21 protein-coding genes and 1 pseudogene are annotated in these 20,545 nt (G+C 71.3%); all 22 read right to left on the bottom strand.

Going from position 1 to position 20,545, the window contains the following annotated elements; genetic code table 11:
* Window positions 1-260: 260 nt before the first annotated feature.
* On the bottom strand, window positions 261-722 hold the full coding sequence (locus KSK32_RS11055) for a DUF4262 domain-containing protein (RefSeq protein ID WP_216930967.1): 462 nt from the start codon (window positions 720-722) through the stop codon (window positions 261-263).
* Window positions 723-1,212: 490 nt separating this feature from the next.
* Window positions 1,213-1,755: a hypothetical protein gene (locus KSK32_RS11050; RefSeq protein ID WP_216930965.1), complete on the bottom strand. Its 543-nt coding sequence runs from the start codon at window positions 1,753-1,755 to the stop codon at window positions 1,213-1,215.
* Window positions 1,752-2,363: a hypothetical protein gene (locus tag KSK32_RS11045; RefSeq protein ID WP_216930963.1), complete on the bottom strand. Its 612-nt coding sequence runs from the start codon at window positions 2,361-2,363 to the stop codon at window positions 1,752-1,754. Before KSK32_RS11045 ends, KSK32_RS11050 begins: the two co-directional genes overlap by 4 nt.
* 961 nt (window positions 2,364-3,324) lie before the next feature.
* The gene (locus KSK32_RS11040) at window positions 3,325-3,639 is read right to left on the bottom strand and encodes a hypothetical protein (RefSeq protein ID WP_216930961.1); all 315 of its coding nucleotides are present in this window, start codon (window positions 3,637-3,639) and stop codon (window positions 3,325-3,327) included.
* 173 nt (window positions 3,640-3,812) lie between these two features.
* Window positions 3,813-4,088, bottom strand: coding sequence for a hypothetical protein (locus tag KSK32_RS11035; protein ID WP_254187013.1), 276 nt, complete (start codon window positions 4,086-4,088; stop codon window positions 3,813-3,815).
* Between the two features lie 386 nt (window positions 4,089-4,474).
* Entirely contained in the window at window positions 4,475-5,425 is a 951-nt protein-coding gene (locus KSK32_RS11030; RefSeq protein ID WP_216930959.1) for a DUF4365 domain-containing protein, read from the bottom strand.
* A gap of 434 nt (window positions 5,426-5,859) precedes the next feature.
* On the bottom strand, window positions 5,860-7,950 hold the full coding sequence (locus tag KSK32_RS11025; protein WP_216930957.1) for an ATP-binding protein: 2,091 nt from the start codon (window positions 7,948-7,950) through the stop codon (window positions 5,860-5,862).
* A gap of 153 nt (window positions 7,951-8,103) precedes the next feature.
* The gene (locus KSK32_RS11020) at window positions 8,104-8,535 is read right to left on the bottom strand and encodes a DUF3085 domain-containing protein (protein WP_216930955.1); all 432 of its coding nucleotides are present in this window, start codon (window positions 8,533-8,535) and stop codon (window positions 8,104-8,106) included.
* 27 nt (window positions 8,536-8,562) lie between these two features.
* Window positions 8,563-9,736 (bottom strand): annotated as a pseudogene (locus KSK32_RS11015) (FAD-dependent monooxygenase).
* 208 nt (window positions 9,737-9,944) lie between these two features.
* Window positions 9,945-10,463 carry a hypothetical protein gene (locus KSK32_RS11010; protein WP_216930953.1) on the bottom strand — a complete coding sequence of 173 codons (519 nt, stop codon included), beginning with the start codon at window positions 10,461-10,463 and terminating at the stop codon, window positions 9,945-9,947.
* Window positions 10,464-10,741: 278 nt separating this feature from the next.
* A complete protein-coding gene (locus tag KSK32_RS11005) occupies window positions 10,742-12,340 on the bottom strand; it encodes a VWA domain-containing protein (RefSeq protein ID WP_216930951.1) in 1,599 nt (532 codons plus the stop codon).
* Between the two features lie 89 nt (window positions 12,341-12,429).
* Window positions 12,430-13,545 carry an AAA family ATPase gene (locus KSK32_RS11000; RefSeq protein ID WP_216930949.1) on the bottom strand — a complete coding sequence of 372 codons (1,116 nt, stop codon included), beginning with the start codon at window positions 13,543-13,545 and terminating at the stop codon, window positions 12,430-12,432.
* A 197-nt stretch (window positions 13,546-13,742) separates the two neighbouring features.
* Entirely contained in the window at window positions 13,743-14,327 is a 585-nt protein-coding gene (locus tag KSK32_RS10995; protein ID WP_216930947.1) for a hypothetical protein, read from the bottom strand.
* A 168-nt stretch (window positions 14,328-14,495) separates the two neighbouring features.
* Window positions 14,496-14,888 (bottom strand): hypothetical protein, encoded by a 393-nt coding sequence (locus KSK32_RS10990; protein WP_216930945.1) that lies wholly within the window; start codon window positions 14,886-14,888, stop codon window positions 14,496-14,498.
* A complete protein-coding gene (locus KSK32_RS10985) occupies window positions 14,875-15,537 on the bottom strand; it encodes a hypothetical protein (protein WP_216930943.1) in 663 nt (220 codons plus the stop codon). Before KSK32_RS10985 ends, KSK32_RS10990 begins: the two co-directional genes overlap by 14 nt.
* On the bottom strand, window positions 15,537-15,749 hold the full coding sequence (locus tag KSK32_RS10980; RefSeq protein ID WP_216930941.1) for a histone-like nucleoid-structuring protein Lsr2: 213 nt from the start codon (window positions 15,747-15,749) through the stop codon (window positions 15,537-15,539). The genes KSK32_RS10985 and KSK32_RS10980 overlap by 1 nt, the downstream gene beginning before the upstream one ends.
* A gap of 284 nt (window positions 15,750-16,033) precedes the next feature.
* Entirely contained in the window at window positions 16,034-16,294 is a 261-nt protein-coding gene (locus KSK32_RS10975) for a hypothetical protein (RefSeq protein ID WP_216930939.1), read from the bottom strand.
* Window positions 16,287-17,429 (bottom strand): DUF4314 domain-containing protein, encoded by a 1,143-nt coding sequence (locus tag KSK32_RS10970; protein WP_216930937.1) that lies wholly within the window; start codon window positions 17,427-17,429, stop codon window positions 16,287-16,289. The genes KSK32_RS10975 and KSK32_RS10970 overlap by 8 nt, the downstream gene beginning before the upstream one ends.
* The gene (locus tag KSK32_RS10965; RefSeq protein ID WP_216930935.1) at window positions 17,410-17,613 is read right to left on the bottom strand and encodes a hypothetical protein; all 204 of its coding nucleotides are present in this window, start codon (window positions 17,611-17,613) and stop codon (window positions 17,410-17,412) included. The genes KSK32_RS10970 and KSK32_RS10965 overlap by 20 nt, the downstream gene beginning before the upstream one ends.
* The gene (locus tag KSK32_RS10960) at window positions 17,603-18,265 is read right to left on the bottom strand and encodes a hypothetical protein (protein WP_216930934.1); all 663 of its coding nucleotides are present in this window, start codon (window positions 18,263-18,265) and stop codon (window positions 17,603-17,605) included. The genes KSK32_RS10965 and KSK32_RS10960 overlap by 11 nt, the downstream gene beginning before the upstream one ends.
* Before the next feature lie 280 nt (window positions 18,266-18,545).
* Window positions 18,546-19,220 carry a hypothetical protein gene (locus tag KSK32_RS10955; protein ID WP_216930931.1) on the bottom strand — a complete coding sequence of 225 codons (675 nt, stop codon included), beginning with the start codon at window positions 19,218-19,220 and terminating at the stop codon, window positions 18,546-18,548.
* A 224-nt stretch (window positions 19,221-19,444) separates the two neighbouring features.
* Entirely contained in the window at window positions 19,445-20,521 is a 1,077-nt protein-coding gene (locus KSK32_RS10950; protein ID WP_216930929.1) for a hypothetical protein, read from the bottom strand.
* Window positions 20,522-20,545 lie beyond the last annotated feature (24 nt).

Raw genomic sequence — 20,545 nt, 5'->3', positions numbered from 1 at the left:
GCGAACTATCCCAAACGCACGGCACGGCGGACGACGAAAGGCCCCGTGTTCTCACTCCAGGCCCGCCGAGCCGCCGAGAAGAGCCGGCCGCTCGCTAACGCTCAGTGACTGGCTATCGGTGTTGACCCCGGTGACGGCGTGGACATCGCTGGCGACACCCACAGCCCGAGCCGACGTAGGCGAGCGCACCCGGTCGTGGCCGGGATCCGAGCGCCGATAGGGGTGCCCGGATCCCGGCGGACCGCAGTTGGCGTGCTCTGTTACAGCTTGGCGATGAGCGGTTGTGCCTGCGGGGCGACGTTGTAGCCGTGGTCCCAGGGGAACCGGGCCTGCTGGTCGGGCCACACCAGCTGCTGGAGGCGGATCTGGTCGCGGCCGTAGCGGCTGATCGCCAACCCGGGCAACAGGTCGTCCGTCGGCGGCCCGTCGATGATGATCGCGTCGTAGCCGGCGATGAGATCGCTGATGCGCTGGCCGTGAGTGAACCGTTCGGCCTTGTCGTCGACCCGGCGGGCCAGGTCGTTGAGCAGACTGTGGGCGACCTCGGGTGGCAGCCCGGCGGTGATCAGTTCGGGGTAGTCGTGGGCCGTGAGCCCGACGGTGTAGGCGAACGGAGCGGTGGTGTCCGGGTCGTCGTCGGTGGGCAGGACGTACGTGACGGCCCAGCCGATGGTGTCGATGATCCGGTCTTGGCGTTGGAGGAAGTCGTCGGTGTTTGGCACGTGCTGTCTCCTGGTCATTCGGGCGTACGGGCGGAGTCCGGTCGGGTGGCTCGACGTCGACGAAGCCCCAGAGCCGTTCCATGACCTGGAGTTGCCAGGTGCGGTAGCGGTCGGCGAAACCACGGCAGACCGGGGGCGGGACCGGACTACCGGCGTAGGCCAGCGTCGAGTGGCAGATGATGTATCCCGCCGCACCCCGCGCCTCGGCGACCATCTGCTTGAGCCGGCCGGGGTCGAGGTGCATCGGGTTGCCAGGCTTGAAGATGCAGGTGGAGCACTCGCGGGCGAGCAGGCGAGTCTTGCGCAGATCCGGGTCGCCGACGCTGAGCCGGGGTGACCGGTCGGTACCCGGTTCGTCGACGGGATCGAACATGCTGTCCATAATCAACTCCTTGGCGTAACCGCGTGGGGCCCGCATCCGTCGATGAGGGCCCCGCGAATCCGAGTGAGCGGAAGGCCTCGGCGCCCGGGCGGCGCCGGTGTGGCCTGGTCAGAGCCGGCGCAGCCAGGTCAGCACCGTGTCGATGTCGGTACGGCGCAGCCCGTCGTACGGGTCGATCCGGTGGAGCAGGGTGGGTGCGCCGTCGGCGGTGCGCTGGTCGGCGGTGGTGCGGTCCTTGCCGCCGAACTCGTCGTCGAGGACGGCGAGTGGCCGTCGCGTGGCCCAGGGGTAGAGGGCGGTGAGTTTGCTCTGGTGGCCGAAGCGGACCCCGCCCGCCTGGACGGGGACGTGCGGCCAGGTGGTCGGCAGGTCGAGTCGTGGGGCGATCCACTGGGCGGCGAGGTGGTTCCAGTTGGTGCACCACACCGGTTGGGCGTGTTCGGCCAGTTCCCGCAGCCACGGCCCGTGGTCGGGGTTCAGCCAGACGGTGCCGGCGACGTGCTGCCCGTCGGGTCCGAGACCGTCGTAGCGGTGCGGCTGGTAGCCAAGCGCTGCGGCGTAGGCCGGGTTGACGGGGTTGAGGACCCCATCGACGTCGAGGGCCACGATCGGCGGAAGCTCTGGGTGTGCCAGGGGTCGGATGCTGGTCACGGCTGGGCCTGCTCGATGGTGATCGGGTGCAGGGGCACGATGAGCCGGTCGGCTGCGCGGCCGGGTCCGCCGTCGGGTTGCCACGTGTCGGCGGCGGCGTGGGTGGGGAACGGGCCGACGGCGGCGAGCCAGCCGTCGGCGCGGTCGAGCAGCACGAGGACGGCGGTGCGGGCGTCGTCGAGGGCCGGCCGCAGGATCGGGGCGAGGCCGGGTGGTAGGTCGACCCACCCGGTGGCGGGTAGATCCGTGACGGCGGGGTCGTGCAGCGGTACGGGCCTGGTCACGGCGAGCGTGGTGCTGTCGAGCGCGAGCGTGGCGGCGTAGGAGTGGGCTGCTTCGGCGCCGCTGGTGGGGCCGTGGGCGGCGAGGTCGCCGCTGGTGTGGACCGCGAGCAGCGCGTGCGGGTCGCGGATCTCCAGGGAGTCGAGGACGGCGAGGGTGACGGTGTCGCCGGTGCGCATGTCGCGCAGTGTGAGCAAGACCGGCCGTCCGTCCGGTTCCCGGTTCCAGGTGATGACGTCGAAGTGTTCGCTGGTGACGTCGTGCAGGCGCCGCCAGGCACGGTTGTCGGTGTCGAAGGGATGTTGGTCGTCGGTGCCGTAACGCATGAGGAACTCCTTGTGTTGGGCAGCGTCGTACCGCGTCCGGACCCGGGGTCGGTCAGGACGCGATGCATGCACGCTTCGATGGCGCGGGATGGTCAAGTCGCGGGGGCGGCAGCGAGGCCGTTCGGCGTCGGCCCTCCGCGGGATGCGAGTGGAACCGCCTGGGGCAGCGCCGCATTCCAGGCCCTGGTATGTCGTGGATCCCGGCGCACGGTGCGGGCCGCAGCATTAAGATCGCCGAGCCGTTTGCGCAGCTTGCGCTCGTGACGTACGCGTCCGCGACGGCTGAGAGGATGGGTTGCGCCTGTGCGTGCTGCGACGCAACCTCGCTGGTGCGGATCCGCTTGGTGCGGCAGAGTTCGTGGTTGTGGCGGGCGAGATCGCGCGGCTTATCGGGCTGCTGAACGACTCGACCCGGCAGCATGCAGCGGGCCTGGCCGGCTGCCCGGCTTGTGGACGTCGTCAACGACCTGGCTGACCACGATCAGGCGGTGCTGTACTTCCAGCTGTGGGCGGTCATCGACGGTGGCGCGTTCTGGAGCGGACACGAGCGCCTCGACGAGTCGCTCGACTTCGGCAAGCCGTGCGGGAGGTCATCGAGGATGCGCGGGAGGCCGCACTCATTGAGGCCGCCCTCGTGGTTGCGCGGCCGAACCTGTTCGCGACCGTGGAGTGGATCAATCGTGCGGATGCCTGAAAGTGAGGGAAACGGAGATACACCGCGCAAGTCGATGACCGGCGATGTGGTTGACATCGTCGCGCTGTCGCGGCTGTGGGATGAGCGGTGGCCAGGCTGCTCGAAGCTGCCGTACGGACTTCGAGGTCAGCATGGGGGCCGTGGTAGTCGTCGTAGCTCTCGCCGTCGTCCAGCGATATTCCTCAGCGCAACGCCACCTTCCTCGAAGCAGCACACGCCGTCGGGGTCGGGCGTCCGGTTCGGGCACGGCGACGGGTGAGGGGTGCGTCAGTACCCGAACTCATAGGTCTTTCCGATCAGCGACGGGTCGCTGCACGCGGTGACGGTCACGTCGTACCAGGAGTTGCCGCTGGTCCGGCCGGTGCCCGTGAACGAGAAAATGTGCTCGTACTCCCAGGCGTCCTGAGCATCGGCGTCGCCGTCAGCGGGCGGGGCCGGGATGAGAGCGCCGGCCACCGTGGTGGGGATCATGTCGCCGCCTTCGTAGCGGTTCTCGATCGCCAGGCTGATGGAGATCAGCTCGCTCGTCGTGGGCCTGCTGAATTCGGCGGGATCGTCGCCGAGATGGGACGTCTGTTCCATGGTGTCTGCCTTTCAACAGGGGCGACGCCCGATGACGACGCCCTGTGGCGTCCGGTGTCGGCGTTGTGCCAGTCGACGACGTCGGATCCCTTGAGTCGGGGTGCGGAGGTTCGACCGCGTTCGGCTCGTGGCGGAAGGTCATGGCACCTCCGATGGTGTGATCTCGGGAGAGTTCACGCGGCGCGTGGGTGGGTGCGGGAGGGCCGGAACCAGCCGGTGAGGGCGGAGGCGACGCGGGCGCGGGGGCGGGGGGCGGCGGTGGCGGCCTGTTGGGCGCGGTGCGCGTCGCGTGCGGGCGGGCAGGGGTACGCCTGGTCGGTGCAGCGCAGGTTGGTGCATCGGCCGGGGTTGCGGGGGTGGGGTTGGTGGGCGGCGGCGACGTCGGTGGCGAGGAGCCAGAGCAGGACGTCGGTGACCGTGTGGGGGATCGCGCGGCGGTGACGGGCCATGAGCGGTACTCCCTTTCCGTTGCGGGCGTGGTGGGTGGCCGCCTCCGTCCGCGGCTGGCGTCCGGGGTGCACGCCGTCGGGTTGCCGTGGGCGGTGGCGGGCCAGGTGCAGTGACGCTCGACTTCCGGTTTTGATCAAGTCGTCGCGACCTCATGGCGGGGTGCCGCCTGCTCCGCTTCGTGTGACTTCCTGTTTTAGCTGTCACTTTTCAGCGATAGCCGTCACCACAGCGATCGACCCGCCGCGCCACCCCGACCCCGGCGATCCGACCGGCCGCCCGCGTGAACACGCTGGCGAAACGCGACGTCTCGGTCGTCGAACGACGTGCTGGTTGAAGGAATCCGAAGCGGGCCGTATCAATGTCGGCGCTCCGACGAGAAGGGTGACTAATGTCGAGGACCGCACTCGTCGCATCGCCGGTCATCGTCAGCGAACAAGTCGGCTGGCGCGAGCATATTCCTTCGCATGTAACGGTCAATCCCTATAGATATCGCCGACAGGGCGGCATTTGCGTTTCTCGGCCTCGGCTCTTGTGGTTCGCCGAGTTCCTGCGCGCACCATGCCCACCCCCGATCGGTTAGTTCTAAAAACAATCTAGGGCCGCTCTTGCGCACGTCGACCAAGCCGAGATCGGTGAGAGCGTCACGATCGCGCTTGAGGATGGTGAGTCCGCAACGGTCCTGTAGCTCCCGACTGCTGGCTGGGCTTTTGCCGATAGACATCAGTGTTAGCAAAGCCATCCTCTGGCCCGCCGGCAACAATGGATTCCTGGGGCCGGGGGTAGCCGACGGAGCCGTGGCACTTGCAGTAGTCATCTGAGCCTGGTGCTGGAGGGTGCTGCCTATCGGGCGAGTCGGTTGGCGGGTTCTGGAGCAGATCGCACTCAGGGGACCACAGGCCGTCGCGTCCAGCCGTTGCCGATCCGGGATGACGATCTTCCAGCCATTCGAGGTCAGATCAACTTGCCCAGCCTCGATGTGGCCCCAGTAAGCGACTTTGTTGTCGACGTCCACCAGGACAAGTAGGACCGGCAGTTCGTACCCCAACCAGTAGTCAAGGTGTTCGGGGATTCCTCGGTACACCCACCCGTCGGGAGTCCGCTCACGAAACCACGATGATCCACTCTTGATCTGCGCACCAATCAAACGGCCTGTCGCCCTACCGGCAGTGCGCTGCTCGATGATCGCATCGATGCCAACATCACTGACCGGTTGTTCCCGGAAGATCCATTGGAGATGTTCATGCACGAACTGGTCGACGAGGGCGACGCCCAGGCGCGCCGTCAGCTGGCATTGATCGAAATGCACCAGCTCAGTGTGCTCCAGAACGCCCGACACGGGAACACCAGAGCTGCATCTGTCGAGGAACTGCTCCGGTTCACAGGCCCAACGCGCAAGCGCGCTCGCCGGAATCTATACGACAGCGTTCAAGCGTTGTCTGCGGCCTACGCTACGTGGTTGAGCGTCGGATTGCCGCTCGGGCGTCCCGGCCTCGACGGCGACAACTCGTACTCGGCGCCCCGTCCAAGTGACAACTATTGCTGAGCGTTGGTGACAACTACCGCTCGAAACCGCCGCCCGCGTCCAGGTCCCTTGGCGCGGCTGGTGACACCTACGCCTGGAAGTCACACTTCGGCGCGCCGGTGTGGGGCAGGCGGGACTGTCACGCCGCGTGTGGTGTCGCTGGCTGAGGTGTCACCGTCCGCTGAGCGGGCGGTGGTGGGCTACCTCGCGCCTGCGTCGCGGGGCGAGTGAACGGCTGGTAGTTCGGTTCAGGTGAGGTTGAGGCGGCGGCGTTCGGTGGCCAGGAGTGTGCGGGCGGGTTGGTGCCAGGTGTCGTCGTCGAGCGGGGCGGCGGTGGTGCCGTCAGCGAGGGCCTGGATGGTGGGGACCTGCTCGGCGTAGACGCCGCCGAGTGCGGTCAGGTCGGTGCAGGCGCGCGTGACGGCGGCGCGGGTCTTGGCGGTCCAGGGTCCGGGGCGGCCCCAGGTTTCGCGTCGGCGTCCGCGGATGGGGCCTTCGCAGAGGTGGTAGCCGAGCCACACCACTGGGGGGTGCAGGCCGGCGGCTTCGGCGAGCAGGGCGACGTTGTCGTAGTCGCCGGCTTGGTCGCCGCGGATGGGACGGTAGCCGATGGGTCGGGGGTTGGTGAGCAGCCGCCAGTAGCCGGGGTACACGGCGGTGGAGGCGACCATGTCCTTGGCGTCGCGGAACCCGCCGGCGGCCAGGGCGTGCGGGAGTTGGTCGAGGAGCAGGTGGGCCAGTTCGCGGCGGACGGCGGGCACGCTCGGGTCGTCGGCCCGCCAGTGGCGGCCCCGCCTGCCGGGTGTGCCGGCCTTCGGGGTGCTGTCCTGCCTATCGCCGCTGACCGGTTCGAGGGGTGGTAGGGCGTTGCCGTGGGCGAGGTGGCCGAGCAGGTGGGCGGCGAAGTCGCTGAGCATGTGTTCGAAGCCGCGGCTGCGGTCGTAGTAGTCGGGCACGGGTGTCCAGTGGCCGCCGCCGCGGTGCGCGACGCGGTGCGCGGCTTCGTGCAGCAGTACCAGCCGGGTGCGGTGCCGGTCGGTGAGCGCGTCGCGGTGGATGGCCACGTCGCCGGTCAGTGGCCGGTAGAAGCCTTCGGCGCAGGGGGATTCGTCGCTGTGGTCGTACACCTTGACCCGGTCCAGGGCGAACGGGCCGATCGCGCGGCGCACCAGTTCGCAGCTGTCGCGCAGCACCTCGCGTTCGGTGTCGGTCAACGCCTTGAGCGTGACCCAGCTGGTGCGGTTGCGGTTGCGGGTGTGGTGGCGCTGCTGGCGGGCCCGGGCCATCTCCACGCCCAGCAGACCCATCACGGCGGCCTGCTGGTGGCCGGCCAGGCCGGTGGTGGACAGCTCGGTGTAGCCGTTGTCCTTGAGGTCCAGTGCCGCTTCCTCGCCGCCGGGGATGGTGTAGTAGGTGTTCTCGGGGAGGTTGGCGCGTCCCCAGGTCCGCCAGGCGGCGCGGAGGCGGGGCAGGTTCACCGCGGTGAAGAACTGTTCCTGTTCGCGGAGTTTCCCGCCGTCGAGGACGTGCCGGGCGAACAGGCCGATGAGTGAGGGGTCGTCGCTGCCGGCGAGGATGTCGCGGACCGCGGTGCGCAGCGCGGCGGCCTCGACGACGGTGCGGTCGCGGTTCTGCAGCGCCTTGTGGTCCAGGGACAGGTCGTAGGAGGCGAGGAAGCCGGGCATGCGGGTGACCAGCACCCCGCCGATCCACACGCGTCCCGGTTCGCCGTCGCGCACGCACACGCCGGGCGAGGCGGGTGGCTGGTAGCCGGGCTCGGCCAGGGCGCGGAACCGTCCGATGGCCTCCTGCGCCAGCTCGCGACCGCATTCGATGGTGAAGACGGTGCCGCTGGTGCGGGTGTTGGGGTGGAAGTGGTAGACGAGGACTTCGCTGCCGTGCTGGGTGCGGGATGGGATGAGCCCGCCGAGCAGCTTGCGGCGCTCGACGGTGGGCACGAACCCGTAGGACACGGTGTCGCACCGCACGGCGCCGATGTGCGGGCTGCGGGCCAGCACGAGGCAGGCGAGTTTCTTGCCCTCGCCGAACTGGCCGATCTGCTCGTCGGTCTTGCTGGACATGCCGAGGATGAGGCCCTCTTCGGGGATGCCGGGGCCATCGTCGGCGATGGTCAGGATGCCGTCGGTCCAGCTGACCGCCGCGTTAGGGTCCTCGTCGAGGGCGTTGGCGATCAGTTCGGAGATCGCCCGCACGGGCGTCCATGACTTCACGTATTCCGGGGAGATGGGGTAGGCCAGGCTGTCGGCGTCCGCGGTGGTGCCGCTGGATGAGGCCGCTGTCGTGCCGGGGGTGCCGGGTGCGTGGGTGGGGTCGGACACGGGAGTTCCTCCGCAGAAATGGACTGATCCGCGACCGCGTTCGGTCGCGGATCAGCGAGGTGGAAAGGGTTGTGGTGCTGGTGGGGGTTGGCCGGTGGCGCGGTGCCCGGCGGGCCCCGCCGCTGCTCGGGGCGGGGCCGTCGGCTGGGTTGGTCAGGCGAGGCGGGGTGTGCGGGTGAACCGGTGGGTGAAGGTGCTGGTCTGGACCACCAGGTCCAGCCACTGGTAGCCGACGGCGTGCGCGCGCCGCATCTCCTCGATCAGCGGACGGGGTTCGTCGGTGAGGTGCAGGTGTTCGACGAAGTCGTCGCCGCCGAGGTCGGGGTCGCTGCGGTGTCCGTCGAGGCGGGGGTTCCAGCCGTGGGCGTGGACGGTGAGGTTCGCGCCGGGCCGGCCTGGGTCGGTCAGGCGAGGCAGGCCGTTGGACATCAGGTACACGCCGTGGTCGTGGACCCACTCCAACGCCCCGGGGCAGGAAACCCCGTCGTGCCGTTCGTCGAGGCTGGGGACGTGCTCGCTGGCGGCGGCGGCGTGTTCGGCCAGCCGCAGCGTCGCGGTCAGGTCGAAGTAGAGGTGCAGTGTCATCGCAGAGACTCCTGGGCGGTGTGGTGGTCAGGGCTGGTGATTGCCGAGGTGGGCGCCGAGACGCGGTCCTTGCCGTAGGGCGGTGATGGCGCCGGGGAGCTGGCGGCGTTGCCAGCCGTCAAGGGCGGTGGGCAGATCGGCGCCCCACCGGTGGTGCTGGGTGAGGGCGGTGGCGAGGGCGGCGGCCTGTTCGATGCCGTTGTTGGCGCCTCGGCCGGTGTGGGGGCGCACGGGGGCGAGGGCGTCGCCGATCAGCACCGCCCCAGCCGGCGCCGACGGGCCAGGCCATGCGGGTGGGCGGGTCGATGTCCATCACCGGCGCGGCCATCCGCACGGTGGTGGTTTGCACGGTCGCGGCGTGCGGGGCGGGCAGCACGAGGGCGGCGTGGGCGTCGACCAGGGCGCGGGCGGTGCCGGAGACGTGGCGGGGCAGGGCGAAGGTGCGCCGGTGCGGCGGGGCACCGAAGCAGTGGGTGTAGTCGGTGGCGCTGCAGGCGAGGTACAACGTCCAGTCCAGCCCGCCGGGGACCGGGGCGACGTTGTACTGGCAGCCGGGCCCGGGTTCCAGGCGCAGGAAGTCCCGCACCTGCGCGGGTGTGCTGTCGGTGTGCCCGCGGTGGGCGACGTAGCCGGCGTAGCGCAGCCGCCGCCCGGGGTCGAGCAGACGGCGGCCGGTGGAGGCCCGGCCGTCGGCGAACACCACCAGGTCCGCGGCCTCGTGACTGCGGCCGGCGAACAGCAGGTGCGGGCGCCCGCCGTGTTCGGTGAGGCCGGTGACGCGTCGTCCGGTCTGCAGGACACCTGCGGGTAGGCGGCGGGTCAGGGCGTGGTGCAGCAGCGACCAGGTGGTGTTGCGGCCCGGATACAGGCGCCGGGCGGTGTGGATGGGCTGCCGGGCGCGGACGGTGACTTCCAGGACCGATTCGGAGGGATGCGCGACGATCTCGTCCTGGCTGATGCCGAGGCGGTCGAGGACGTCCAGGGCGGGGTGTTCCAGTCCGATCAGCCCTCCGCCGCGCGGCGCCGCGGAGGGAGCAGCCTCGTACAGGGTGACCGGGAGGCCGGCCCGCAGCATGAGCAGGGCGCAGGTGGCGCCGGTCAGGGAGCCACCGACCACGGCGATGCGGGGCTGAGACGCTCGTGGCGGTGTGAGCGCCGGGGCGGCGGTCATCGCGGTGATCGGATTGTGCGGTTGAGTCATCCGGGGTTCCTTCCGTCGAGGGGGAAGCCCGGGCACGGCCGTACGGCCGTGCCCGGGCGGGTGCGCGACGTGCGCGAGGTGGCCGGGCATCGGCCGTGTGTGATGCGGTTCAGATCAGGTCAGCGCGTACCGTGACGAGATGGTCGGCGCGTCCGGTGCGCAGGCGTGACGGCTGCGGATGGGCGGGATAGCTACCGTGAAGGGCCGTTCAGGTGCCGGGGTGCAGCATCCGTGCCAGCGTGCGGAGCAGGTCGAGCATTTCGCTGGCGCCGGCCTGCGGGTCTTCGTCGATGGCGATGAGGCCTTCGGGTTGGTCGCGGAAGCGGGTGAGGAGGTAGGCGGTGCCGTCGGCGTCCACAGCCGAGATGTGCCGGACGCGCTGGGGTGGGTCCACGGCGTCGGTGACGGCGGCGTGCATGAACACCCAGGCCACGATGCGGACTGGACCGGTGGCCGTGACGAAAGTGGCCTGCACGATCGGGTTGTGCAGGTGGGCGGCGGCGTGACGCAGCACCGCGACCGGGTCGTCGGTGCTCGCCAGGTCCGTCGCGGCGGTGGGAGCGGTGGCCACGCTGATGTGCCGGGCGGTCGGGTCGGGATGCCCGGGGACCGGGGCTTCCCGCAGCACCGCCAGCAGGGTCGGACCGGGCCACGGGTAGGCGCGGTCGGCGTGCTGGTCCATGGCGTGCAGGCAGTACGAGATGGCTTGTTGCCGTGGGGTGAACACTCGTGCTCCGTTCATCGTGACGAGATCACTGGACTGGTGGGTCAGTTGGGGAGGACGCGGGCGCCTGGTGGGCCACGGCTCCGTACGGCAGGTCGCGGCCGGCGCTGCACCGCAGTGCCGTCTGGTGTCGGTGTCATCGGTATCCGTCGCGGGCGTGGAGCTGCTTGGTTGGTTCGTCGAGAAGGCGCTGGCGGCTATCCGAGGGCGAGAGGCGCCGCGATCAGGTCGGGCAGCCGTTCACGTTCGGAGTGGGCGGGCGGCAGTGGGCGAGCGATGGGTTACGCCTGTTCGAGGGTGGTGACGGCGGCGTCGGCGATGGCGTCGACGGCCTGGATCGGGTCGTCGACGAGCAGGGTGGTGGTGTGGGTGAAGGTGTGTCCGGGCAGGTCGACGGGTCGCAGCCACAGCACCGCGCATCCGGATCGGTGCAGGGTGGTGATGAGTCGTTGTGCCGGCTCGATGTCGGGCAGGTCGCCGTCGGAGACGACGGCGAGCATCCGCAGCCCGCCGGGCTGACGCAGCTGCAGGAGCTGGTCGCCGAGTTTTACCGCGTCGAGGAACGCGGTGGTGCCGCCGAGCGCGGACATCTGCAGGACCTGGGTCGGCTGCTGGCGGGGTGGCACGAGCACGGTGGCGCGTGAACCGAAGCCGATCATGGTGGTGGTGGCCTGGTTGGTGCGGGCGGCGTGGGCGAGGATCCATCCGGCGGAGGACATCGGCGCGGCGTAGGGGCGCATGGAGCCGGAGGTGTCGACGAGTACGCCCAGGTGCAGGGTGGGTTTCGGCGGCGGGGTCTGGGTGCGGCGCTGCCAGGGCGTGGCGGTGGGCAGGCTCCCGGAGGCGATCTGCGCCTTGGCGGTGATGGCGTGGCGGGTGCGCAGCCGTCCCGGTGGTGTAGGGCTGGGGCGGCTGTCGGGTTCGGGAACGTGAGTGCGGGCTTTGCGTAGTCGGGCGGCGAGCAGGGTCGCGGCGGCCCGCTCGGCGGCGGTGGGATCGCGGCGGGTCCAGGCCGCCGGCGCGTCGTGCTGGGACTGGATGTGCAGGTCGGTGTACTGAGCCGGGGTGAGTCCGAGGTCGTGGGCGAGGTAATCGGTGAGGGCTTGGGCGAGGCGGCCGGCGAACTGCCCAGCATCCGGCTGCGGGGGTTGCGGCTGGCGGTGGGGGTCGATGCCCAGGACGTGGCACCACCGCCACGCGAGGTCGATCATGGTGTTGGCGTCGGTGTCGTCGACGGTGTGCGCGTGCCGCCAGATGTCGCGCAGCTGCCGCAGGGTCTTGCGACCGAGGACGGCGGTGACGGCGGCGCGGACGCCTCGGATGTCCTTAGCGGTGATGATGCGGGCGTCGACCCGCGCCAGGAGCAGACCGGCGAGATGGGCGGCGTGCCAGGCGTCGTCCACGGGGGCGTCGTCTGGGTTGATCAGGGTGGTGACGGTGTGGCGCAGCCACCGGCGGTCACCGCGGCGTCGGCCGCGTTGCCGGTTCTCGGCGCGGGACTCCTCGAGCACGGCGGCGACGTCGGCGACGACCGGCGGGGTGCCGGGCGGGGTGTCCCACAGGCTGTGGGCGCCGTGGGCGGCCTCGTGGACCAGCAGCCCGTAGGCAGTGGGCACGACCTTCTTGTGACCGGCCTTGTAGGGGTCGGTGATGTCGGGCGCGCCGATGTAGGTGGCGTCGACCTCGACCCGGCGGGCCTTGGTTAGCAGGCGTGCGGGAGCGCCGCCGCCAGCGCCGGGAGCGACGTGGACGGTGAGGTCGTGGCGGCCGGTCAGGGTAGGCAGGTGCCGGGTCCAGGCGTCGCTCCATGCCCGCCAGTCCGGGCTGCTGGCCGGTGCGGTGCCCGCCGCGGTGCCACGGTGGGTGGAGGGATGAGGCATGAGGGTGGTCCTTCCAGGATGAGGGGTTAGTCCTTGTCGCTCCGCTACGCGAAGCGGCCCTAATCGGGAGGAGTAGGTCTACTTCCGGGTTAGCGCTGCTTGCCGAGGGTCAGCGGGATGACGTCCGCGCCGAAGCGCGCCTTGAGGACGGCGAGGACGTGGTCGCGGTCTTCGGCGGGGGCGCGGCCGGCGAGGTTCGCCACCGCGGCGACGACGCCGAGGGTCTTGCTGACGCGGGTGAAGCCGAGCAGCTCGCGTAGCTGCGGCGCCCAGCTGACCCGCCCGGCGGCGAGATCACCGTTGAGGGCGACGGCGGTCTCGACGGCGGGCCGGGGGACGCCGAGGTGACGGGCGAGGTCCCAGTCGGTGGTGACCTCGATGTGCACGTCGAAGCGGGACGCGAGGGCTTCGGTGAGGATCGCGCCGTGCACGCCGGGGTTGTGGCCGGCGACGACGTAGAACCCGTCGGCGGCCTCGACGCGTTCGTTGCGGTAGCCGGGGATGGTGATGACCCGGCGGCCGTCCATGGCCGGGTAGAGCACGGCGAGGACTTTCGGCGGGATGAGGGTGGCGTCGTCGACCAGCAGCGCCCGCCCCTCGCGCATCGCGGTCACCAGGGGGCCGTACACGAACTCGAAGCCGCCGTCCGGCAGGGGGATGAAGTTGCCGAGGAAGTCCTCCACGACGGTGTCGCCAGTGCCGGCGACGGTGAGCAGGTCGGGGTAGGCGGCCTCGACCAGGGCGGTCTTCCCGGTGCCGGGCGGGCCGTAGAGCAGCACCGGGATACGCTTGTCCCGCAGCCGTTGCAGCACGTCCACGTCGGTGGCCCCCGCCAGCTTGCGCGGGAAGTAAAACTCGCCGTTGGGTCGGGTGACCGGCTGCCGTCGACCCGTCCCGCGCTGTCCTTGGCGGGGTGTGCGCGGGGCGGGCGGCGGCATCGTACCGGCGGCGTCGATGCCGGCCTGGGTGATCTGGTAGCGGTGCGGGCCGGTCAGGTGGGTGGCGTAGCCGGCGGCGTTCATCTTCTTCAACACCTCGTACACCGCCCCGGTCGAGGGCACGTCGAGGACTTTCGTGAGTTCACCGACGGTGAAGACCTGATCGGGGTGAGCGGCCAGGTGCGCGGCGACCTTCTGGTACAGGTAGCCCGGCCGCCGGTTGCCGACAGGTGCGCTCGGGCCGGCGGGTGTGGCCGTAGGATTCATGCGGGTTTCCTCCCATTCGTCGAGGGGTAGGAGCCCGCGCGCCCCGTCTGCCGGGGCGCGCGGGCTATCGGTGTCCGCGCGCTGCGGAGACGGGTGATCACATGCGGCCGGGGGCCCGGTCGACGGGATGCCGCACCGGATCCGGCCCGGGAAGCTGCTGCCTGGACGCCCGTGAGCGGATCAGCAGGTGGTGGCCGCTAGTGGGTGCGGGCGAGATCCATCAACCGGTCGAGGCCGGCCGCGATCCGGCTGTGGGGTATGCCCGGTGGCGGCTGCGACGGTCGGCTGACGGTGGCCTGCCGCTCGCCGCGAACGCGCGAGATCTGATGGAGCTGCCCGTCGCAGTCGACGGCGGCGACGACGCGGGTCTCGATGCGCGCCGACGGCGGCGCCGTGGCGAGGTCACCGGGGCGGTAGTTCAGCGGCCCCTGGACGGCCCATGCTTCGAAGACCAGAGCGAAGGCGACGCAGCGCCGGCCGCCGAGGTTCAGCCACGCACGCAGCTTCGGGCGCGCGGCCGGGCTGGCGATCAGGTCGGCCAGGCTGTGCAGGATCACGCCCGGGGGCAGGGTCGGGTCGCCGTGGGCGAGGACCCGGTCGTGCCAGACGTTCGGGCCGAACAGTCCCGCGTCGACGTGCACGCCCTGACGCGGCGATGACGGCGGCAGGTCGAACACGCCGACCAGCGTGGGCGCAAGGTTCCATCCGCGACGTTCGTGCGCCGCCTCGACATCGATGAGGGCGCGGATCAGCGCGTCCCGGGTTCGAGGTTCGAGCACCATGGTTGTTCTCCTTGAGAGGGTGTGAGAGGTGTGGACAGGCCGGGCACCAGAAGGTGGGGTGGACGCCGTCGGCATGCGGCGTCGGCCGCCACCGGCCGAGGAGCGGCGCGGCGGTCGTGGCCGGCGGTGCGCGCGGACCCGGGAACTCGCGCGGCGCGTACTGCGGCTTCAGGTGCCGCCGACGACGATGTCGCAGCGGCGCGGATCCACTGCCAGCCACGGCAGGCCCCACCCGATCCGGTAGCGGCCGTCAACGGCTTCGACCCGGTGAACGCCGCCGCCCAGCGACAGCGGCCGGGAAACGGTCAGCACCCCGTCGTCGAGGTCGACACTGCGCCAGTCCCCGCCCACGTACTCGGCCATCCCGTCGAACGAGGCGGCGATAGCGTGCAGGGCCGCGCCGTCGACGCTGAGTTCCACGGCACCGTTCCACCAGCCCAGCACCACCGCGACATAGCCGAGGACGTAGCGGTCGACGCCGGGGGCGGGCTGGTAGCGCAGCCACGGCCCGGAGAACACCGCCGTGCTGCCTCGCGGGGGCAGGTAGTCAGGAGTGCGCATCGACCACCGCCACCGACCAGGCGTTCGGGTTGAACCGGTTACGTGGTCGCCACGAACGTCCCGGATACCGCCGCTGGTGGACCGCCCAGCCGGCCGGGCTGGGCGTGCGACGGGCCGGCACGGTGCCCGGGTCGCGGCGCTCGTGCAGCAGATCCCGGAAGACCTGCAGTAGCCGGGGCGGCACCGCGCCGGTGTCGGTGCCGGTGGGCGCGGCGTGGTCCGTGTCGAGCCACACCACCCCGGCGGCGTCGACCCAGGCGACCGGGGTGCGGCCCGCCGGGAACCGCCACCCGGGATGCAGCAGCCGCGGCAACGCCACGATGTCCCCCGCGTACGGCGCCCAGTCGGTGTGGTCCCAGGGCACCACTGTGCCGGGCCGCCGGCCCGCGGCGTCGGCGTCGGCGCAGTCAGGGCAGGTGACGTCACCGACGCGGGTGGTGCCGCCGCACGTGCCGCAGGCGCGCCAGTTGCTCGGGTCGGCGTGCGGCTGGTAGGTCGGGTCCCACGCGCCGGTGACCTGCCCGCCGAGCCGGTATCCGTCGATGGGGAGATGGCGGGCCAGCAGCCGCATCGGCCGGGTCAGGTGCGCATCGATCGTGTGCACGGTGGCGGTGGCGCGGACCAGCACCGCGATCAGGTGATGCGCCATCAGCGCGTCCCCGGCCCGCGCCCCGAGGCACGCGTGGCGGTCCGGCGGCCGGCGGCGGTGTACGGGGCGAGCGCCTCCCGCAGGCGCCGCAGGTTATCCGGGCCGAGGTCGATCTCGTAGACCACCCCGTCGAGAGCGAGGTGGTGGGTGGTGACGTTGTCGCTGCTGTGGTCGAGGTCGTCGGTGACCACGACAATGGTTCTGGTTGCCATTTCGGGGTTCCTTCCGATCGATGCAGTGCGGTGCCGCCCTCCGGTCGTTGTGGGTGACCGGGGACGGCACCGGCAGGGCGGTGAACAGCGGCCGGATCCGTGGCGGATCCGGCCTCAGCGGATTGCGTCATCCGGCCGGTGCAGACGGCCGCGTGGTGCGATGGCATGGGCAGCAGGCGGCGTGCACGGTGAGCAGGGCGGCCTGCGACCGCGAGTTGCCACGGTGTGGACACGGTGCGGCAGACACGCGCCGGGGCCGGCGGCCGACACCGCCGGATGGGCGGCTACGCGGGTGCGTAGGCCGCGGTGTCGCCACCGGTGGATACGCGCACAATGCGCTGGGGGGCGACCGGGATGATGTCCTGACGGGCGACGTTGGGCCACTGGTAGCCGTCGCCGCCGAGCAGCGCGAGGGTGTAGCGGGGGTCGTCGAAGCCGTCGATGACCACGTACAGGTGCTCGCCCATCTCGGCGGCCAGCGCCGCCGTGACGGTGACGATCTCCCCCGGCTCCAGCGCCCGCTCGTCGCGGTTGACCTCAGGCATCGGATGATCCTCCTGACAGGCTGACGCGGCCGGTGGTCGGCGGCGGGTCGGGGATGGTGCCGGCGATGCGGTCGCAGTCGTAGGGGTGCACCGCCTGCCAAGTCCAGTTCCAGCCCATCACCACGTACTGGCCGTCCGCGTCAGGGCTGATCCGGTCGACTGCGTCCGGGTCACCCTGGACGCGGCTGTCGTCGGCGACGATCACGTCACCGTCGAACCACATCCGCCCCAGCGACTCGTCGACCTGCCGGTCGGCGTCGCTGTCGGTGGCGCCGCCGTCGAGCAGGTGCCGCCGGTACCGGTCGCGGTGGGTCTGCTGGTCGGCGACGATCGCCTCCGCGACCTGCCGGGTGCAGCGGAACACCGCCCAGCCGTTCCACCAGTCGATGAGGGTGCCGGCGAAGCCGACCGGGAACCGTGCCTGCCCGTCGGCGTCGGGCGTGGCCGCCCAGTCACCGGCGAACACCCCCGGGCCGCCCACCCGCACCGCGTCGGGGTAGACGTGGCGCAGGTCCCGGTCGTCGCCGTCGGGGTGCAGGACCATCCGGCACTGCCGGGCGGTCTCGGCCTCGACACCGTGGTCGAAGCCGTCACACCACGCCTGCCGCGCCTGGTCAGCCTGCCGGCTGGTCAGGGCGGTCCAGGCGGAGGCGCCAGGTGGGGCGTGTTCGGCGTAGCGGGCGCGGCCGGCGGCGTCGTCGCGGTCGGCGAACGGCAGCCCGTCGATGTCCCGCCCGTCGGCGGTCTCGATCGCGGCCAGGACAGCGCGGGCGGCGCCCGCCACGTCGCCGTGGGCCCGGCCGCCGATCGTGTCCTGCGCCCACCACTGCGCGGCGTCACGGCCGGCCGCGACGCCCGCCTCACGCAGCGCGGTCAGGACCGGCTGCCAGGCCGGGTCCGGCAGCGGGCGGACGCGGTCGCCGTCGTCGAGGGTCATCGACAGCCGGGAGCCGCTGTCCCAGGCGACGTCGAGGATCCGCTGGTCGGGATCGTAGCCGCGAACGGTGCCCTCGTCACCGGGACGCAGCCGGGTGTAGGGGTCACTGGTGTGCCGCAGCGCGACCCGGTCGCCGCGCCGGTAGTCATCCGCCGCGGGCGGGCCTTCGGGGTGGCTGTTACTGGTAGGGCTTGTCATCGTGGTCGTCCTTGTCCTTGTCCTTGTTGCTGTGCTGTCGTCGTGCCGGTCCGAGCAGGGTGGTGATGGTGGTGGTGGCGTCCAGACGCCGGTGCGTGAGCCAGCGGTGTGGCGGTTCTCGCCTGCCCGCTGGTGGTGTCGTCGCGGCGGGCAGGTAGGCGTCGTGGGGCCGGTCAGCCTTCAAGGCGGATCTGATGCGCCCACACCGCGGTGGGGATTCCCGGTCGGGGTTCCCGGGCGCAGTAGGCGGTCACGGTGGGCGGGGCGGTCGCCCCGAAGACGGCCCGGTTGTCGGAGCGCACGAGCACGCGTTGCCCGGCGGGGACATCCACCGGCGCGGCCGGGTTGTCGCGCCAGTGGATGTCGGCCACGACGCGGCCGAACACCCAGCCGGCGAAGTAGGCCGTCGTGTACTGGGGATATCTGCCGTAGTCGGAGGCGATCTCGGCGATGCGCTCCCGCGCCTGTTGCAGAGTCAGGCCTTCAAGGAGGTCGTCGGGCACCGGCGGATGCTCGGCGAAGCTGACGACCTCGACCGCCACACCGGCCACTGTGTGTGGCGTGCCGCCGTCGCCGGTGACGGTGATCAGTCCGGTGTGGTGGTCGACGGCGGTGACGCGCTGCCGGGTGGCTTCGCCGGCTGGTTGGACGATGTCCCCGACGGCGATGGCACTGCCGGGATGACCGCGGCCGGCCAGGAAGGTTTCGGCGGCGACGCGGTCGAGGACCGGGCTGCCCGGGTCGTGGACGTAGGCGTCGAGGTCGACGGGCGCGGCCGGCGGCAGCGGCGGCGGCAGACGCAGGATGTAACCGGTGGGTTCGGGCGAGGGCGGCACAGACGTCGCGTGAAGTGCTCCTTCCAGGGAAGAGGGCGGGACGGGAACCGGCCGCGACCCGGGTTCGGGTCGCGGCCGGTGGTGAACCAGGTGGTGGGCGGTCGCGCTGGGGCTGCTCCTGGCAGCCCCAGACGCGGCCGTCGGGGGTGCAGGGCTGACCGGCGGCCATGCGGGTGAAGGCGTCACGCCAGTCGGTGTTCTCGCCGGTCGGGGCTGTGCAGCGGCCAGCCCTTCGGTGAAGCGGTGATCCTCGGCGCCCCGTGCGGTGCGGCACGCGTGCTCAGCCGGTGCTGCCCGACGCGCCGCCGGTGGCAGGTGGCGACGGCGGCCAGGGTTTGCGCACGAGGTGGTCACCGAAGATCGGGTCGGTGGCAATCAGGGATCCGCAGCGGTTGCAGGAGGTGATGGTGTCGAGGCCATAGCCGGCCATCGACGGCACCTCGACGTGGTCGATCTCGTCGACCGCGCCGCACACCGTGCACACCGTCATGTCCGGGCCGCCGCCGTCGTCGAGCGCGGGTGCGGTGACGAACAGGTCCTCAGCCGGGTCGAGGTGGTGGGCGCTGTGCCGTAGCCAGCGGCCGTGGACGGTCGCCTCGTATGCGACCAGCCGCTGGTGCTCCAGGTGCAGCAGGTACAGCCACTCCACCGGACCGTCGACGCCCTCGCGCAGCGAGCCCCGCCACAGGGTGTCGGGGCCGGTGGCGGTCGGGTAACCCACCCCGGGCACGGGCGGGTGCCGGTCCCACCGGCGGGCTTTCGGGTTGACGGCGAGCCTCAGCCAGGGGCGGGCCAGCAACGCGGCGGCCATCTTGTTGATGTCGCGGTCGAACGTGTCGGTCCAGATCCGGCGCAGCAGCGGAACCAGAACCTCCGGTGCCTCGCCGAGCTGGACGGGTCGGGCGGTGTAGGTGCCGCGGAACGCGGCGACACCGATCAGCGCAGGTGCGCTCACGTGGCTTTCCTCCTCAAGGGATGTGTGGATGGGGTTGCGGCGGTCGTCCCGGGCGGGACGGCAGCCGAGCTTGGGTGCCAGGGATGCGCCGGCATCGCCGCTCGGGGCTGTGTTGCGGCCGATGCGAAATCCGGCCGCGCCCTGAGGCTGACGGGGCGCGGCCGGGTTTCGGACGAGCTGAGGGTTGGCGGCCAGAGGTCGTGGCGGCGGCCGGTTCTACGCGGTCAGTCGGCGGGCGACGCGGACCCCAGCGCTTTTCGGATGGTGTCCAACGCTGCGGTGGCCTTGTCGCGCTCCCGGTATGCCTCGTCGCGCTCCCGTATCGCCGTCTCAGCGCGGCGCTGCCACTTGCCGCGCGATGCCGACAGTTCCTCGACCAGCCCGAGGTACGTGTCGATGCGGTGTTCCCGCGTGGGGTCGATGGCGTCGCTGATCGGCGGCTCCTGCTCGTCCTCGTGGTCGTCCGTGTCGGCGGCCGGCGTGGGGGGCGGCGTGAACGTGGCTGGCGGCACGGCCGCAGCGGCGAGCGTGAGCGGAGAGGCGACGGCCGGCGGCTCGTCCGCGGGTGGCGGGTTGTCCGGGTCCAGCCCACACACGCGAAGCCGTTTGAGCAGCGTTTCCGGGCGCATGTTGAGCCTCGCGGCGGCGTCGGTCAGGCCGATGGTCGGTTCGGCGCGCCGCAGTTCGCAAAACGCGTCCCGTGTCATCTCGGGCGTTTCACGGTTACGCTTCTGGATCTTGAAGCCGGTGGCCTTCAATCTGCGGGACAGGGTTACGCGGCTGATGCCCAATGTCGCCGCCGCGGCCTCGGCGGTCGGCTTCTTCTCGCCCCTGCGCTTGGCTGCCCGCACCAGCTTGTCGTAGGCGGCGCGGGTTTCCCGCGCCCGCGACATGAACGCCGCCCCGGTGGCATCACCGGGGTTCGAGGCCTGCGCCTGCACGCCCTCCGGCTCGGGTTCGCCCGAGGTGGGCGCCGCGGCGGCGCTGCCGGCGGAGGCAAGGCGGTTACCGTTGCTGTGGTCGCGGGCGAGGTGGCTTTCCACACCGCGGACCGTGCCGAACACCCGGTTGCAGCGGTCACATGCCTGCAGGTCGATGGTTCGGGGCGCGCCCGGCTCGCCGATGTCGACGGTGACGGTCATGAAGTAGTCGGCCCTGATCTGGCTTTCCGGCGTCGACCGTGACGTGTACGCGTCGGACAGGTTCGTCACCGGGTAGGGGCCGACGGTGCAGGCTTCCTTGTCGAACTGCAACGCCTCAAGCTCGGCGCGCTTGCTGCGGGTGAGGCTGGTCTGTGTCATCGTGACCTTCCTGTGCGGGTTAGC

It is taken from the genome of Micromonospora sp. WMMB482 (genome assembly GCF_019038635.1).
Classification (GTDB): domain Bacteria; phylum Actinomycetota; class Actinomycetes; order Mycobacteriales; family Micromonosporaceae; genus Micromonospora; species Micromonospora marina.
Note: the sequence above shows the minus strand (reverse complement) of the source record. Positions and strands in the feature narration are given on the sequence as shown.